Source organism: Cedecea sp. Ae19-4, from assembly GCF_059801165.1.
Window position 1 is genome coordinate 109,402 of sequence record NZ_JBCHWG010000003.1, and the last position, 14,684, is coordinate 124,085.

Annotated in this window: 8 protein-coding genes, 2 tRNA genes, 3 rRNA genes and 1 other annotated feature; of the genes, 4 read left to right on the forward strand and 9 right to left on the reverse strand. The window is 52.0% G+C overall.

Annotated features, from left to right (window positions below):
- Positions 1 to 34: 34 nt before the first annotated feature.
- The 9 genes from AAIE02_RS18500 to rluD all read right to left on the reverse strand — a co-directional run bounded on the left by AAIE02_RS18500 (position 35) and on the right by rluD (position 11,778).
- Entirely contained in the window at positions 35 to 1,333 is a 1,299-nt protein-coding gene (locus AAIE02_RS18500; protein ID WP_336981739.1) for an MFS transporter, read from the reverse strand.
- Between the two features lie 385 nt (positions 1,334 to 1,718).
- Positions 1,719 to 1,834, reverse strand: a 5S ribosomal RNA gene (gene rrf / locus AAIE02_RS18505).
- Positions 1,835 to 1,932: 98 nt separating this feature from the next.
- Positions 1,933 to 4,839 (reverse strand): 23S ribosomal RNA (locus tag AAIE02_RS18510).
- Positions 4,840 to 5,045: 206 nt separating this feature from the next.
- Positions 5,046 to 5,121: transfer RNA gene (locus AAIE02_RS18515), tRNA-Ala, on the reverse strand.
- 112 nt (positions 5,122 to 5,233) lie between these two features.
- Positions 5,234 to 5,310, reverse strand: a tRNA-Ile gene (locus AAIE02_RS18520).
- A gap of 68 nt (positions 5,311 to 5,378) precedes the next feature.
- A 16S ribosomal RNA gene (locus AAIE02_RS18525) occupies positions 5,379 to 6,918 on the reverse strand.
- Together the 16S, 23S and 5S rRNA genes with 2 tRNA genes alongside form the textbook arrangement of a ribosomal RNA operon.
- A 447-nt stretch (positions 6,919 to 7,365) precedes the next feature.
- Positions 7,366 to 9,939, reverse strand: a complete 2,574-nt coding sequence (clpB, locus tag AAIE02_RS18530; protein ID WP_498533021.1) for an ATP-dependent chaperone ClpB — start codon at positions 9,937 to 9,939, stop codon at positions 7,366 to 7,368.
- A gap of 130 nt (positions 9,940 to 10,069) precedes the next feature.
- Positions 10,070 to 10,801 (reverse strand): purine nucleoside phosphorylase YfiH, encoded by a 732-nt coding sequence (yfiH, locus tag AAIE02_RS18535; RefSeq protein WP_166995732.1) that lies wholly within the window; start codon positions 10,799 to 10,801, stop codon positions 10,070 to 10,072.
- Complete coding sequence (rluD, locus tag AAIE02_RS18540) at positions 10,798 to 11,778, reverse strand: 23S rRNA pseudouridine(1911/1915/1917) synthase RluD (RefSeq protein WP_008458156.1); 981 nt, start codon at positions 11,776 to 11,778, stop codon at positions 10,798 to 10,800. Before rluD ends, yfiH begins: the two co-directional genes overlap by 4 nt.
- A gap of 133 nt (positions 11,779 to 11,911) precedes the next feature.
- Here rluD and bamD point away from each other — a divergent pair, with 133 nt between their 5' ends.
- The 4 genes from bamD (at position 11,912) to pheA (ending at position 14,676) form a co-directional block, all read left to right on the forward strand.
- Entirely contained in the window at positions 11,912 to 12,649 is a 738-nt protein-coding gene (gene bamD, locus AAIE02_RS18545) for an outer membrane protein assembly factor BamD (protein ID WP_008458157.1), read from the forward strand.
- 268 nt (positions 12,650 to 12,917) lie between these two features.
- Positions 12,918 to 13,262 carry a ribosome-associated translation inhibitor RaiA gene (gene raiA, locus AAIE02_RS18550; RefSeq protein WP_008458158.1) on the forward strand — a complete coding sequence of 115 codons (345 nt, stop codon included), beginning with the start codon at positions 12,918 to 12,920 and terminating at the stop codon, positions 13,260 to 13,262.
- A gap of 108 nt (positions 13,263 to 13,370) precedes the next feature.
- Positions 13,371 to 13,495: a sequence feature (Phe leader region), on the forward strand.
- On the forward strand, positions 13,372 to 13,419 hold the full coding sequence (gene pheL, locus AAIE02_RS18555) for a pheA operon leader peptide PheL (protein ID WP_193216298.1): 48 nt from the start codon (positions 13,372 to 13,374) through the stop codon (positions 13,417 to 13,419). It overlaps the preceding feature by 48 nt.
- A 20-nt stretch (positions 13,496 to 13,515) precedes the next feature.
- The gene (gene pheA / locus AAIE02_RS18560; RefSeq protein ID WP_166995730.1) at positions 13,516 to 14,676 is read left to right on the forward strand and encodes a bifunctional chorismate mutase/prephenate dehydratase; all 1,161 of its coding nucleotides are present in this window, start codon (positions 13,516 to 13,518) and stop codon (positions 14,674 to 14,676) included.
- Positions 14,677 to 14,684: the final 8 nt, after the last annotated feature.

Here is a 14,684-nt window from a genome sequence, read left to right on the forward strand (position 1 = left end):
AAGCCCTGCACCTGCACTGCAGGGCTTTTTCTTTCTAGAGCTTGATCCCTTTGCCTTTACGGTGCAGCAACAGAGAAACAGCAAATGCCAGCGCCCCCATCGCAGAGACATACCAGAAGAAGGTCGTTTCGCTGCCCATCGATTTCAGCGATAAGGCGACATATTCTGCCGAGCCACCAAACAAGGCATTTGCAACTGCATAAGACAGACCTACACCTAGCGCACGGACTTCCGGCGGGAACATTTCTGCCTTAAGGATGCCGCTGATTGAAGTGTAAAAACTGACAATTAGCATCGCCGCCATCACCAGAGCAAAGGCCGCATAAGGTGAGCTAACATTCTGCAGTGTCGTCAAAATAGGCACAGTCAGCACCGCTGCCAGTCCGCCAAAGCAAAGCATAGAACTTCGACGACCAATTTTATCCGACAGCGCACCGAAAAACGGCTGAAGTACCATGAAGATAAACAGCGCACAGGTCATCAACGCGCTGGCCGTGTTCGCATGCATCCCCGCAGTATTCACCAGATATTTCTGCATATAGGTGGTGAAGGTATAGAAAGCCAGGGAGCCGCCGGCGGTGAAACCAAGCACCATAATGAAGGCTTTTTTATTTTTCCACAGCCCGGAAAGCGTACCGGCATCCTTGTGCGCGCGGCTTGCTTTATCCGATGTTTCATCCAGAGAACGGCGAAGATAGAGAGCAACTATCGCCAGTACGGCTCCAATCGCGAAGGGAATTCTCCATCCCCAACTACGCAAATCTTCATCACTTAGCACTTGCTGGAGAACAACCACAACAAGCAACGCGGCCAGCTGCCCGCCAATGAGCGTCACGTACTGGAATGAGGCATAGAACCCTTTACGACCTTCGACCGCCACCTCACTCATGTAAGTTGCGCTGGTGCCGTACTCCCCTCCAACAGATAACCCCTGGAACAGGCGTGCTAAAAGCAATAATGCAGGGGCCCATGTGCCAATGGTGGCGTATCCTGGCAGGCAGGCAATGACCAGCGAGCCAAAACACATCATACACACTGAGATAAGCATGGAGTTTTTACGTCCATGTTTATCGGCAATATACCCGAATAACCAGCCTCCAATGGGTCGCATCAAAAAACCTGCGGCAAAGACACCGGCGGTTTGCAGAAGCTGAGTCGTGGTGTTTCCCGTTGGGAAAAAGATATGAGCAAAATAGAGTGAGCAGAACGAGTAAACATAAAAATCAAACCACTCAACCAGATTCCCTGATGAAGCACCCACAATGGCCCAGACGCGACGACGGGTATCAGCCGCCGACGGCACAATATTTGATTCACTTGTTGTTTCAATCATTTTATTTTCTTCTCCTGTCTTCCTGAATGGGTCTAATAACCCAGGATCCAGTAAAGCAGGAGAAAGAAATTTTGTGAGGTGAAGTATCTTGTTGCGGAGTTGTTACATTAACTTTTGTGAGCGGACGGATATTTTTGCGAAAAAGTATGCTTTAAAAAGCAAAAAACCCCGGCCTTTCGGTCGGGGTTAATGCTGATTTGATGCCTGGCCGTTCCCTACAATACGCGCATCATCCTGATACTCGCCCCTCCGGGGCCGCCGCACGCGGCGTTCAAACGTGTTCCCGACACGTTTGTCGCATGCCCATGCTCGTGCAGGGAATGGCCTGATACCATATAAACAAAAAACCCCAGCCATCAGGCTGAGGTTTTCTGTTTTATTTGATGCCTGGCAGTTCCCTACTCTCGCATGGGGAGACCCCACACTACCATCGGCGCTACGGCGTTTCACTTCTGAGTTCGGCATGGGGTCAGGTGGGACCACCGCGCTACGGCCGCCAGGCAAATTCTGTTATTGACCGTTATATTTCCATATAACCATCAATCTAATCCTGAACTAAGCTGAAAATCTTTCGTCTCTCAAAACACCTTCGGTGTTGTAAGGTTAAGCCTCACGGATCATTAGTACTGGTTAGCTCAACGTATCGCTACGCTTACACACCCAGCCTATCAACGTCGTCGTCTTCAACGTTCCTTCAGGACCCTTAAAGGGTCAGGGAGAACTCATCTCGGGGCAAGTTTCGCGCTTAGATGCTTTCAGCGCTTATCTTTTCCGCATTTAGCTACCGGGCAATGCCATTGGCATGACAACCCGAACACCAGTGATGCGTCCACTCCGGTCCTCTCGTACTAGGAGCAGCCCCCCTCAATTCTCCAGCGCCCACGGCAGATAGGGACCGAACTGTCTCACGACGTTCTAAACCCAGCTCGCGTACCACTTTAAATGGCGAACAGCCATACCCTTGGGACCTACTTCAGCCCCAGGATGTGATGAGCCGACATCGAGGTGCCAAACACCGCCGTCGATATGAACTCTTGGGCGGTATCAGCCTGTTATCCCCGGAGTACCTTTTATCCGTTGAGCGATGGCCCTTCCATTCAGAACCACCGGATCACTAAGACCTGCTTTCGCACCTGCTCGAGCCGTCACTCTCGCAGTCAAGCTAGCTTATGCCTTTGCACTAACCTCACGATGTCCGACCGTGATTAGCTAACCTTCGTGCTCCTCCGTTACGCTTTAGGAGGAGACCGCCCCAGTCAAACTACCCACCAGACACTGTCCGCAACCCGGATCACGGGTCTACGTTAGAACATCAAACATTAAAGGGTGGTATTTCAAGGTTGGCTCCACGCAGACTGGCGTCCACGCTTCAAAGCCTCCCACCTATCCTACACATCAAGGCTCAATGTTCAGTGTCAAGCTATAGTAAAGGTTCACGGGGTCTTTCCGTCTTGCCGCGGGTACACTGCATCTTCACAGCGATTTCAATTTCACTGAGTCTCGGGTGGAGACAGCCTGGCCATCATTACGCCATTCGTGCAGGTCGGAACTTACCCGACAAGGAATTTCGCTACCTTAGGACCGTTATAGTTACGGCCGCCGTTTACCGGGGCTTCGATCAAGAGCTTCTCCTTGCGGATAACCCCATCAATTAACCTTCCGGCACCGGGCAGGCGTCACACCGTATACGTCCACTTTCGTGTTTGCACAGTGCTGTGTTTTTAATAAACAGTTGCAGCCAGCTGGTATCTTCGACTGCCTTCAGCTCCACCCGCGAGGGGTTTCACTTACCGACAGCGTGCCTTCTCCCGAAGTTACGGCACCATTTTGCCTAGTTCCTTCACCCGAGTTCTCTCAAGCGCCTTGGTATTCTCTACCTGACCACCTGTGTCGGTTTGGGGTACGATTCAATGTTACCTGATGCTTAGAGGCTTTTCCTGGAAGCAGGGCATTTGTTACTTCAGCACCGTAGTGCCTCGTCATCACACCTCAGCGTTAATAAGCGTCCGGATTTACCTAAACGCTCCGCCTACATGCTTAAACCGGGACAACCGTCGCCCGGCTAACATAGCCTTCTCCGTCCCCCCTTCGCAGTAACACCGAGTACAGGAATATTAACCTGTTTCCCATCGACTACGCCTTTCGGCCTCGCCTTAGGGGTCGACTCACCCTGCCCCGATTAACGTTGGACAGGAACCCTTGGTCTTCCGGCGAGCGGGCTTTTCACCCGCTTTATCGTTACTTATGTCAGCATTCGCACTTCTGATACCTCCAGCAAACCTCACAGTTCACCTTCGACGGCTTACAGAACGCTCCCCTACCCAACAACACATAGTGTCGCTGCCGCAGCTTCGGTGCATGGTTTAGCCCCGTTACATCTTCCGCGCAGGCCGACTCGACCAGTGAGCTATTACGCTTTCTTTAAATGATGGCTGCTTCTAAGCCAACATCCTGGCTGTCTGTGCCTTCCCACATCGTTTCCCACTTAACCATGACTTTGGGACCTTAGCTGGCGGTCTGGGTTGTTTCCCTCTTCACGACGGACGTTAGCACCCGCCGTGTGTCTCCCGTGATAACATTCTTCGGTATTCGTAGTTTGCATCGGGTTGGTAAGCCGGGATGGCCCCCTAGCCGAAACAGTGCTCTACCCCCGAAGATGAGTTCACGAGGCGCTACCTAAATAGCTTTCGGGGAGAACCAGCTATCTCCCGGTTTGATTGGCCTTTCACCCCCAGCCACAAGTCATCCGCTAATTTTTCAACATTAGTCGGTTCGGTCCTCCAGTTAGTGTTACCCAACCTTCAACCTGCCCATGGCTAGATCACCGGGTTTCGGGTCTATACCCTGCAACTTAACGCCCAGTTAAGACTCGGTTTCCCTGCGGCTCCCCTATACGGTTAACCTTGCTACAGAATATAAGTCGCTGACCCATTATACAAAAGGTACGCAGTCACCCCATAAATGAGGCTCCCACTGCTTGTACGTACACGGTTTCAGGTTCTTTTTCACTCCCCTCGCCGGGGTTCTTTTCGCCTTTCCCTCACGGTACTGGTTCACTATCGGTCAGTCAGGAGTATTTAGCCTTGGAGGATGGTCCCCCCATATTCAGACAGGATACCACGTGTCCCGCCCTACTCTTCGAACTCACAGTATGTGCATTTTAGTGTACGGGAGTATCACCCTGTACCCTGCGACTTTCCAGACGCTTCCACTAACACACAAACTGATTCAGGTTCTGGGCTGCTCCCCGTTCGCTCGCCGCTACTGGGGGAATCTCGGTTGATTTCTTTTCCTCGGGGTACTTAGATGTTTCAGTTCCCCCGGTTCGCTTCATTACGCTATGTATTCACGCAATGATAGTGTGACGAATCACACTGGGTTTCCCCATTCGGAAATCGCCGGCTATAACGGTTCATATCACCTTACCGACGCTTATCGCAGATTAGCACGTCCTTCATCGCCTCTGACTGCCAGGGCATCCACCGTGTACGCTTAGTCGCTTAACCTCACAACCCGAAGATGTCTCGTAAGACACAATCGATATTGTGAAAATTTGAGAGACTCGAACATGTCTTAACCTCATTCTTTATTACGGAAGAATGAGACGACATGTCGTTTCAATTTTCAGCTTGTTCCGGATTGTTAAAGAGCAAATACTTCGCAGTACACCGTCACCGGTACACTCTGAAGTAAGTTTTGGTGCATGAAATGATGGTGGAGCTAAGCGGGATCGAACCGCTGACCTCCTGCGTGCAAGGCAGGCGCTCTCCCAGCTGAGCTATAGCCCCATCGATTTCGTAAAACCTTTGATTACCATGATTTTCATCTGGTCAAGGCGCAACTTAGCGACGCATACTGAGGTATGCGAGTCTGAGGTGCAACGCAGAACAGGGGAAAATTTGGTAGGCCTGAGTGGACTTGAACCACCGACCTCACCCTTATCAGGGGTGCGCTCTAACCACCTGAGCTACAAGCCTATAAGGTTTTACTGCTCGTTTTCTATCAGACAATCTGTGTGAGCACTACGCGGGTTGTATCTATTAGGTAAGGAGGTGATCCAACCGCAGGTTCCCCTACGGTTACCTTGTTACGACTTCACCCCAGTCATGAATCACAAAGTGGTAAGCGCCCTCCCGAAGGTTAAGCTACCTACTTCTTTTGCAACCCACTCCCATGGTGTGACGGGCGGTGTGTACAAGGCCCGGGAACGTATTCACCGTAGCATTCTGATCTACGATTACTAGCGATTCCGACTTCATGGAGTCGAGTTGCAGACTCCAATCCGGACTACGACGCACTTTATGAGGTCCGCTTGCTCTCGCGAGGTCGCTTCTCTTTGTATGCGCCATTGTAGCACGTGTGTAGCCCTACTCGTAAGGGCCATGATGACTTGACGTCATCCCCACCTTCCTCCAGTTTATCACTGGCAGTCTCCTTTGAGTTCCCGGCCGAACCGCTGGCAACAAAGGATAAGGGTTGCGCTCGTTGCGGGACTTAACCCAACATTTCACAACACGAGCTGACGACAGCCATGCAGCACCTGTCTCAGAGTTCCCGAAGGCACCAATCCATCTCTGGAAAGTTCTCTGGATGTCAAGAGTAGGTAAGGTTCTTCGCGTTGCATCGAATTAAACCACATGCTCCACCGCTTGTGCGGGCCCCCGTCAATTCATTTGAGTTTTAACCTTGCGGCCGTACTCCCCAGGCGGTCGACTTAACGCGTTAGCTCCGGAAGCCACGCCTCAAGGGCACAACCTCCAAGTCGACATCGTTTACGGCGTGGACTACCAGGGTATCTAATCCTGTTTGCTCCCCACGCTTTCGCACCTGAGCGTCAGTCTTTGTCCAGGGGGCCGCCTTCGCCACCGGTATTCCTCCAGATCTCTACGCATTTCACCGCTACACCTGGAATTCTACCCCCCTCTACAAGACTCAAGCTTGCCAGTTTCGAATGCAGTTCCCAGGTTGAGCCCGGGGATTTCACATCCGACTTAACAAACCGCCTGCGTGCGCTTTACGCCCAGTAATTCCGATTAACGCTTGCACCCTCCGTATTACCGCGGCTGCTGGCACGGAGTTAGCCGGTGCTTCTTCTGCGAGTAACGTCAATCACCAAGGTTATTAACCTTAATGCCTTCCTCCTCGCTGAAAGTACTTTACAACCCGAAGGCCTTCTTCATACACGCGGCATGGCTGCATCAGGCTTGCGCCCATTGTGCAATATTCCCCACTGCTGCCTCCCGTAGGAGTCTGGACCGTGTCTCAGTTCCAGTGTGGCTGGTCATCCTCTCAGACCAGCTAGGGATCGTCGCCTAGGTGAGCCATTACCCCACCTACTAGCTAATCCCATCTGGGTTCATCTGATGGCAAGAGGCCCGAAGGTCCCCCTCTTTGGTCTTGCGACGTTATGCGGTATTAGCTACCGTTTCCAGTAGTTATCCCCCTCCATCAGGCAGATCCCCAGACATTACTCACCCGTCCGCCGCTCGTCACCCAGGAGCAAGCTCCCTGTGCTACCGCTCGACTTGCATGTGTTAGGCCTGCCGCCAGCGTTCAATCTGAGCCATGATCAAACTCTTCAATTTAAAAGTGTTTGATGCTCAAAGAATTAAAACTGTTTATAAAATCAGTAGTCACTCTTCAAGACTTGATATTTTTTTGCATCCGAAGACGCTGAGATATCAATCCTGCGAGTGCCCACACAGATTGTCTGATAAATTGTTAAAGAGCAGTGAGTCAGTCGCTTTCGCTTGCTAACTCGAGGTGGCGTATGATACGCTTTCCTCTTTCAGAGTCAAGCGTTTATTTTCGCTTTCGTCTGACTGACTACCGGGTTGTGAAGCCGCTTTCGAAGCCGCTTCACCGTGTCAGTGGAGGCGCATTATAGGGAGTTCTCAGAGCCTGACAACCCCTAATTTGAAAAAATTTTCTGACCGCTCACTTTCCAGGCAAAAAGGATAAAACCCAGCCAGCAATGGCTGTTTTACAAACAAAAACGAGCCCAAATGGGCTCGTTTTTTACGTTGAGTGACTTACTGCACAGCCACAATGCGGTCGTCTTTGACTTCCAGCTTGATTGTTTTTCCAGGAATCAGCTCACCGGAAAGGATTTGCTGAGCCAATGGGTTTTCAATTTGCTGCTGAATAGCGCGTTTCAACGGACGAGCACCGTAGACCGGGTCGTAACCGTTCTCGCTGATGAGCTTCAATGCGTCGTCAGAGATACTTACGCCATAGCCACGCTCTTCCAGCCGGTTGTACAGACGCTGCAGCTGAATCTGAGCAATAGAAGCAATGTGGCGCTCCCCAAGAGGATGGAAGACAACAACCTCATCAATACGGTTAATGAACTCCGGACGGAAGCTTTGGCTAACAACGCCCAGCACCAGATCCTTCATATGGCCGTAATCCAGTTCACCGAAACGCTCCTGAATTAAGTCTGAACCAAGGTTAGAGGTCATAATGACAACCGTATTACGGAAATCAACAGTATGGCCCTGCCCATCGGTAAGACGGCCGTCGTCCAGAACCTGCAACAGAATGTTAAACACATCCGGATGCGCTTTCTCTACCTCATCCAGCAGAATAACGGAATAAGGACGGCGACGAACGGCTTCCGTCAAATAGCCACCTTCTTCATAACCGACATAACCCGGAGGCGCACCCACTAGCCGCGATACGGAGTGTTTCTCCATAAACTCGGACATGTCGATACGCACCATCGCATCGTCACTGTCGAACATAAAGTTCGCTAACGCTTTGCACAACTCAGTCTTACCTACCCCGGTTGGCCCCAGGAACAGGAACGAACCTATTGGGCGATTAGGATCGGACAATCCAGCACGGCTACGACGAATCGCGTTAGAGACAGCTTCGACGGCTTCATCCTGGCCAATCACACGCTGATGAAGCTCTTTTTCCATACGTAATAGCTTGTCGCGCTCACCTTCCAGCATTCTGGCTACCGGGATCCCGGTCCAGCGAGCCAGGACTTCGGCGATTTCTGCATCCGTCACTTTATTACGCAGCAGACGCATGGTTTTCCCTTCGCTTTGGGTTGCCGCGGCCAGCTGTTTTTCCAGCTCTGGAATTTTGCCGTACTGCAATTCAGACATCCGCCCAAGGTCACCCACGCGGCGAGCCTGCTCGATTGCTATTTTCGCCTGTTCAAGCTCAGCCTTAATGGTCTGCGTACCTGACAGCGAGGCTTTCTCCGCCTTCCACTCTTCTTCGAGCTCCGAATACTGACGCTCTTTATCTTCCAGCTCTTCATTCAACATGCTGAGGCGTTTCTGACTGGCTTCATCAGATTCTTTCTTCAACGCCTGTTGTTCCAGCTTGAGCTGAATAATACGGCGGTCAAGACGATCAAGCTCTTCCGGCTTGGAGTCTATCTGCATACGAATGCTGGATGCGGCCTCGTCGATGAGGTCGATGGCTTTATCCGGCAGCTGACGATCGGCAATATAGCGGTGGGACAGCGTAGCTGCCGCGACAATCGCCGGGTCGGTAATTTGTACATGGTGATGCAGCTCATAGCGTTCTTTCAGCCCACGCAGAATCGCAATGGTGTCTTCTACAGAAGGCTCTGCTACAAACACTTTTTGGAAACGACGCTCAAGCGCGGCATCTTTCTCTATATATTGACGGTATTCGTCGAGCGTGGTTGCGCCAACGCAGTGCAATTCACCTCGAGCCAGGGCTGGCTTAAGCATGTTCCCGGCATCCATTGCGCCGTCGGCTTTACCTGCGCCAACCATGGTATGTAGCTCATCAATAAACAGAATGACGTTGCCTTCCTGCTTAGCAAGATCGTTCAGCACACCTTTGAGACGCTCTTCAAACTCACCCCTGTATTTGGCACCGGCCACCAGCGCGCCCATATCCAGCGCAAGCACGCGTCGGCCTTTCAAACCTTCAGGTACTTCGCCATTAATGATCCGTTGTGCAAGCCCTTCGACGATGGCTGTTTTACCCACGCCCGGCTCACCAATCAGTACCGGGTTATTTTTGGTACGGCGCTGCAATACCTGGATAGTACGCCGAATTTCTTCATCACGGCCGATTACCGGGTCCAGCTTGCCTTGTTCAGCTCGCTCAGTTAAATCAACGGTGTATTTCTTCAATGCCTGACGTTGATCCTCGGCACCTTGATCGTTCACGTTCTCCCCTCCACGCATTTGCTCAATCGCGGCGGTTACGTTGGCTGGCGTTGCGCCTGCCGCTTTCAGCAGGTCGGTCAGAGTGCCGCGTGAGTCAAGTACCGCCAGAACAAACAGTTCTGACGAAATAAAGTTGTCGTTTCTTTTTTGTGCAAGTTTGTCGCACAGGTTCAGTACACGCACTAAATCCTGAGAAGGCTGGACGTCACCGCCGGTGCCTTCTACCTGTGGCAGGCGGCTTAATGCCTGCTCGATGTCGGTACGTAATTTGCCCGCGTTGACTCCCGCAGAGGTCAGTAACGGACGCACAGAGCCCCCTTCCTGATTGAGCAGAGCGCTCATCAGATGCAGAGGTTCGATGAATTGATTGTCGTGCCCAAGAGCAAGAGATTGGGCATCGGCGAGAGCAAGCTGGAATTTATTGGTAAGACGATCCAGACGCATAACTCCTCCCATAAACAGGTCAAATTTGCTACTGGAGATTAAATGAGGTCATCCCTCAATTATTCAAGGTTAATGACCTGAAATATATGAAGCGCGAGCGACACGCACTGGATCGTCTTGATTCGATAGGTTATATCAGCCAGATGAAACTTGCCATACGACCCGTTGTTCTGTCGCGACGGTATGAGAAGAAATCGCCACTTTCGGTCCAGGTACAGCGGTCACCGCCGTACACCTGCGTAACACCCACGTTCGCCAGCCGCTGCCTTGCAAGCTGGTAGATATCAGCATAGTACTTTTCGCCCGCTGCGCTAAAAGCGTTTGCCGCTTTTTCGTCCTTCGCCATAAAGGCTTCGCGAACTTCCGGCCCCACTTCGAACGCCTGCGGACCAATAGCCGGCCCTAGCCAGGCGCGAATATTCTGTGGGCGATCCTGGAAACAGGCTACCGTCTCTTCGAGCACGCCTTCACATAAACCGCGCCAGCCAGCATGCGCTGCCGCAACTTCAGTTCCGGCCTCATTACAAAACAGCACCGGCAGACAATCCGCCGTCATCACCGCGCAAACCGTCCCCGGCGTATTGCTATAAGAAGCATCCGCTCGCTTTGAGGCATATGGCTCGCCCGTTAGCTTCAACACAGTTTTCCCGTGAACCTGCTCAAGCCAGACCGGCTTCGAAGGCAAGCCTGCGGCTGCATAAAATAGCCGACGATTCTCTTCAACATCAGCCAGATCGTCGCCGCAATGAGCACCCAGATTCATCGAGTCATACGGTGCGACGCTAACGCCACCCACGCGGGTTGAGCTACAGGCAGCAACGCCTTCAGGAAGAGGCCAGTGCGGGACGATCGTTTTGGTCATAGCCAGTCCAGTTGGTCTTTATGGGTTTCGGTATCAGCGCGTAAAGCTTCGATCAGTTCAACCATATCCTGTGGGATTGGCGCGCTCCACTCCATCAGAATACCACTGATAGGATGGTACAGGCGCAGCATGGTTGCGTGTAAGGCCTGGCGATCAAACTTGCGCAGTACGCTGACGAACTCTTCCGATGCGCCTTTCGGCGGACGAGGACGCCCACCGTAAAGCTGATCGCCCACCAGCGGATGGCTGATATGCGCCATGTGCACGCGGATCTGGTGAGTACGGCCGGTTTCCAGACGCAAACGCAGGCGCGTATGCACGCGGAAGTGCTCCATAATGCGATAGTGAGTGACCGCCGGTTTGCCCATTGGATGCACTGACATGTGGGTACGTTTAGTTGGATGGCGGCTGATTGGTTCTTCAACCGTACCACCGCCTGTCATATGACCAATTGCAACGGCTTCGTACTCACGGGTAATTTCTCGCAGTTGAAGGGCTTCAACCAGACGAGTTTGCGCCGGGACAGTTTTTGCCACAACCATCAGACCGGTGGTGTCTTTATCCAGACGATGAACAATGCCCGCGCGAGGCACATCCGCAATTGGCGGGTAATAGTGCAGCAACGCATTGAGCACAGTACCGTCCGGATTGCCTGCACCGGGGTGCACAACGAGGTCGCGTGGCTTGTTGATCACCAGAATATCTTCATCTTCGTAGACGATATTCAGCGGGATATCCTGAGCCTCCCAGCGGACCTCTTCTTCAATTTCAGCATTGATGGTTACGCTTTCGCCACCCAACACTTTTTCTTTCGGCTTGTCCCAGACAACGCCGTTGACCGTAACTCGCTGGTCAAGAATCCATTCTTTTATGCGCGAACGCGAATAATCCGGGAACAATTCGGCCAATGCCTGATCTAAGCGTTGACCCAGTTGTGAATCGGACACCGTTTCGGTGAGTTGTACTAGTTGTGCCATAGACAGCTTCTTTCGTTAACGTTGGGTTTTACGGCAATGCCGTTTAATATAATGTGCTATTGTAGCTGGTCTTTATCGGGAGCCGGAACACGAACTCTCCCGGAAATAACATTACTTAGGAAAGTCAAACGTCATGACGCGCATGAAATATCTGGTGGCAGCGGCCACGTTGAGCCTGGCTTTGGCTGGTTGCTCCAGTTCCAAGGATGAGGTTCCTGATAATCCGCCTTCTGAGATCTACGCGACTGCCCAGCAAAAGCTGCAGGACGGTAACTTTAAAGCGGCGATAACGCAACTGGAAGCGCTGGATAACCGCTATCCATTCGGCCCGTACTCTCAGCAAGTGCAGCTCGACCTGATCTACGCCTACTACAAAAATGCGGACTTACCGCTGGCTCAGGCGGCGATCGATCGCTTTATGCGCCTCAATCCAACGCACCCAAACATCGACTACGTACTTTACATGCGTGGCCTGACGGACATGGCGTTGGATGACAGTGCGCTGCAGGGCTTCTTCGGCGTTGACCGTTCCGACCGGGATCCACAGCACGCACGCGATGCCTTTAACGACTTCTCGAAGCTGGTGCGCGGCTACCCGAACAGCCAGTACGTTACCGATGCGACTAAACGTCTCGTGTTCCTGAAAGATCGCCTGGCGAAGTATGAGCTTTCCGTGGCGCAATATTACACGAAACGCGGCGCGTGGGTGGCAGTAGTTAATCGCGTAGAAGGTATGCTGCGTGATTATCCTGACACTCAGGCCACCCGCGATGGCCTGAAGCTGATGGAAAATGCCTACCGCGAGCTGCAGATGCCGGGTCAGGCAGAGAAAGTCGCGAAGATCATTGCCGCCAACAGCAGCAACACCTGATCGACAATATAACAAGAAAAACGGCAGCCTCGGCTGCCGTTTTTTTATCTGCCGACGCGAAAACTGAAACGGTTTAGCGTCAGGTCATCCCATCCAATATGGACGTGATTTCTGATAACCACAAGCCTTAAAAGCACATATCCTGTCCTGCCTCACAAAAAGGTCTCCTTGACAAAAAGTGACAAAATAACGTGATTTACATCACACATTTTGACATTAAGAACGGTATGCTGGAGTTACCAAGACGGCAAAGACAAGAGGTAAATTTATGACAATGAACATTACCAGCAAGCAAATGGAAATCACCCCAGCTATTCGCCAGCATGTCGCCGACCGTCTCAGCAAACTGGACAAGTGGCAAACTCATCTCATTAATCCACATATTATCTTGTCCAAAGAGCCTCAAGGTTTTGTGGCTGATGCCACGATTAACACACCGAATGGGCACCTCGTAGCCAGTGCCAGACATGAAGATATGTATACGGCTATCAACGATTTGATCAACAAACTGGAGCGGCAGTTAAATAAAGTGCAACACAAAGGTGAAGCACGTCGCGCAGCAGGTTCAGTGAAAGACGTGTCCTTCGCAGAAGCAGAAGCTGACGAAGAGTAATACATCACTCTCCTTCCACTCACCGCAACGCGCCTCCGGGCGCGTTTTTTATTGACAGAACGAAAACAGAGCAGGTACTTTACCTCTCAGATTCCTCTGGAAACCTGACATGAAACTTTTCCCGTTCTTCTTCGCATTCTTTTTTACCTTCCCCTGACTGGGAGGCAATTCGTCGTGTGATAAAGAATGCGAAGACGAACAAACAAGCCTCCCAACCGGGAGGCTTTTTTATGGACACCGAAAAGGTAGCGTTATGACCGAAATTAATCCGTTGCTGGCCCTGCGCGATAAAATCAGCGCGCTGGATGAAAAGCTGTTAGCCCTGCTGGCAGAGCGCCGCCTGCTAGCGGTTGAAGTTGGCAAAGCCAAACTCGCTTCTCACCGCCCGGTACGCGATATCGATCGTGAAAGAGATTTACTGGAACGCCTGATTACTCTCGGTAAAGATCACCATCTCGATGCCCACTACATCACGCGCCTGTTCCAGCTCATTATTGAAGATTCTGTTCTGACCCAGCAAACTCTGCTGCAGCAGCACCTGAACAAAACGAACCCTCACTCTGCCCGCGTCGCTTTCCTCGGCCCCAAAGGTTCTTATTCTCATCTTGCTGCGCGCCAGTATGCCGCGCGCCACTTTGAGCAGTTCATCGAAAGCGGCTGTGCCAAATTCCACGACATCTTCAATCAGGTGGAAACCGGCCAGGCCGATTACGCTGTCGTGCCAATCGAGAACACAAGTTCGGGGGCCATTAATGACGTCTACGATCTACTGCAGCACACCAGCCTGTCGATTGTTGCCGAAATGACCGTGCCGATTGACCACTGCGTACTGGTTTCCGGTTCCACCGATCTCGAGGAAATCCAAACGGTTTATAGTCATCCTCAACCTTTCCAGCAGTGCAGCCAGTTCATTAATCGCTATCCACACTGGAAAATTGAATACACCGAAAGTACCTCTGCCGCGATGGAAAAAGTCGCTCAGGCCAACTCTCCTCGCGTTGCCGCTTTGGGCAGCGAAGCCGGCGGCGCACTTTATGGCCTGCAGGTGCTGGAACGTAACCTCGCGAACCAGACCCAGAACATCACTCGCTTCATCGTTCTGGCCCGTAAGGCCGTCGAAGTGTCCGATCAGGTACCAGCGAAAACTACATTGCTTATGGCAACTGGCCAGCAGGCCGGTGCCCTGGTAGAAGCACTTCTGGTATTACGCAACCACAGTCTGATCATGACTAAGCTGGAATCGCGCCCAATCAACGGCAACCCGTGGGAAGAGATGTTCTATCTGGATATTCAGGCAAACCTGAAAGATGAGAGTATGCGTAAGGCGCTGCGCGAGTTGGGGGAAATTACTCGCTCTCTGAAAGTGCTCGGCAGCTACCCAAGCGAAAACGTGGTACCGGTCGACCCGGCCTGATCACAATG

Bases quoted from the DNA above. Each gene is read 5' to 3' on its own strand.
- AAIE02_RS18500 (WP_336981739.1), bottom strand. From the start codon at position 1,333: ATGATTGAAACAACAAGTGAATCAAATATTGTGCCGTCGGCGGCTGAT.
- clpB (WP_498533021.1), bottom strand. From the start codon at position 9,939: ATGCGTCTGGATCGTCTTACCAATAAATTCCAGCTTGCTCTCGCCGAT.
- yfiH (WP_166995732.1), bottom strand. From the start codon at position 10,801: ATGACCAAAACGATCGTCCCGCACTGGCCTCTTCCTGAAGGCGTTGCT.
- rluD (WP_008458156.1), bottom strand. From the start codon at position 11,778: ATGGCACAACTAGTACAACTCACCGAAACGGTGTCCGATTCACAACTG.
- bamD (WP_008458157.1), top strand. From the start codon at position 11,912: ATGACGCGCATGAAATATCTGGTGGCAGCGGCCACGTTGAGCCTGGCT.
- raiA (WP_008458158.1), top strand. From the start codon at position 12,918: ATGACAATGAACATTACCAGCAAGCAAATGGAAATCACCCCAGCTATT.
- pheA (WP_166995730.1), top strand. From the start codon at position 13,516: ATGACCGAAATTAATCCGTTGCTGGCCCTGCGCGATAAAATCAGCGCG.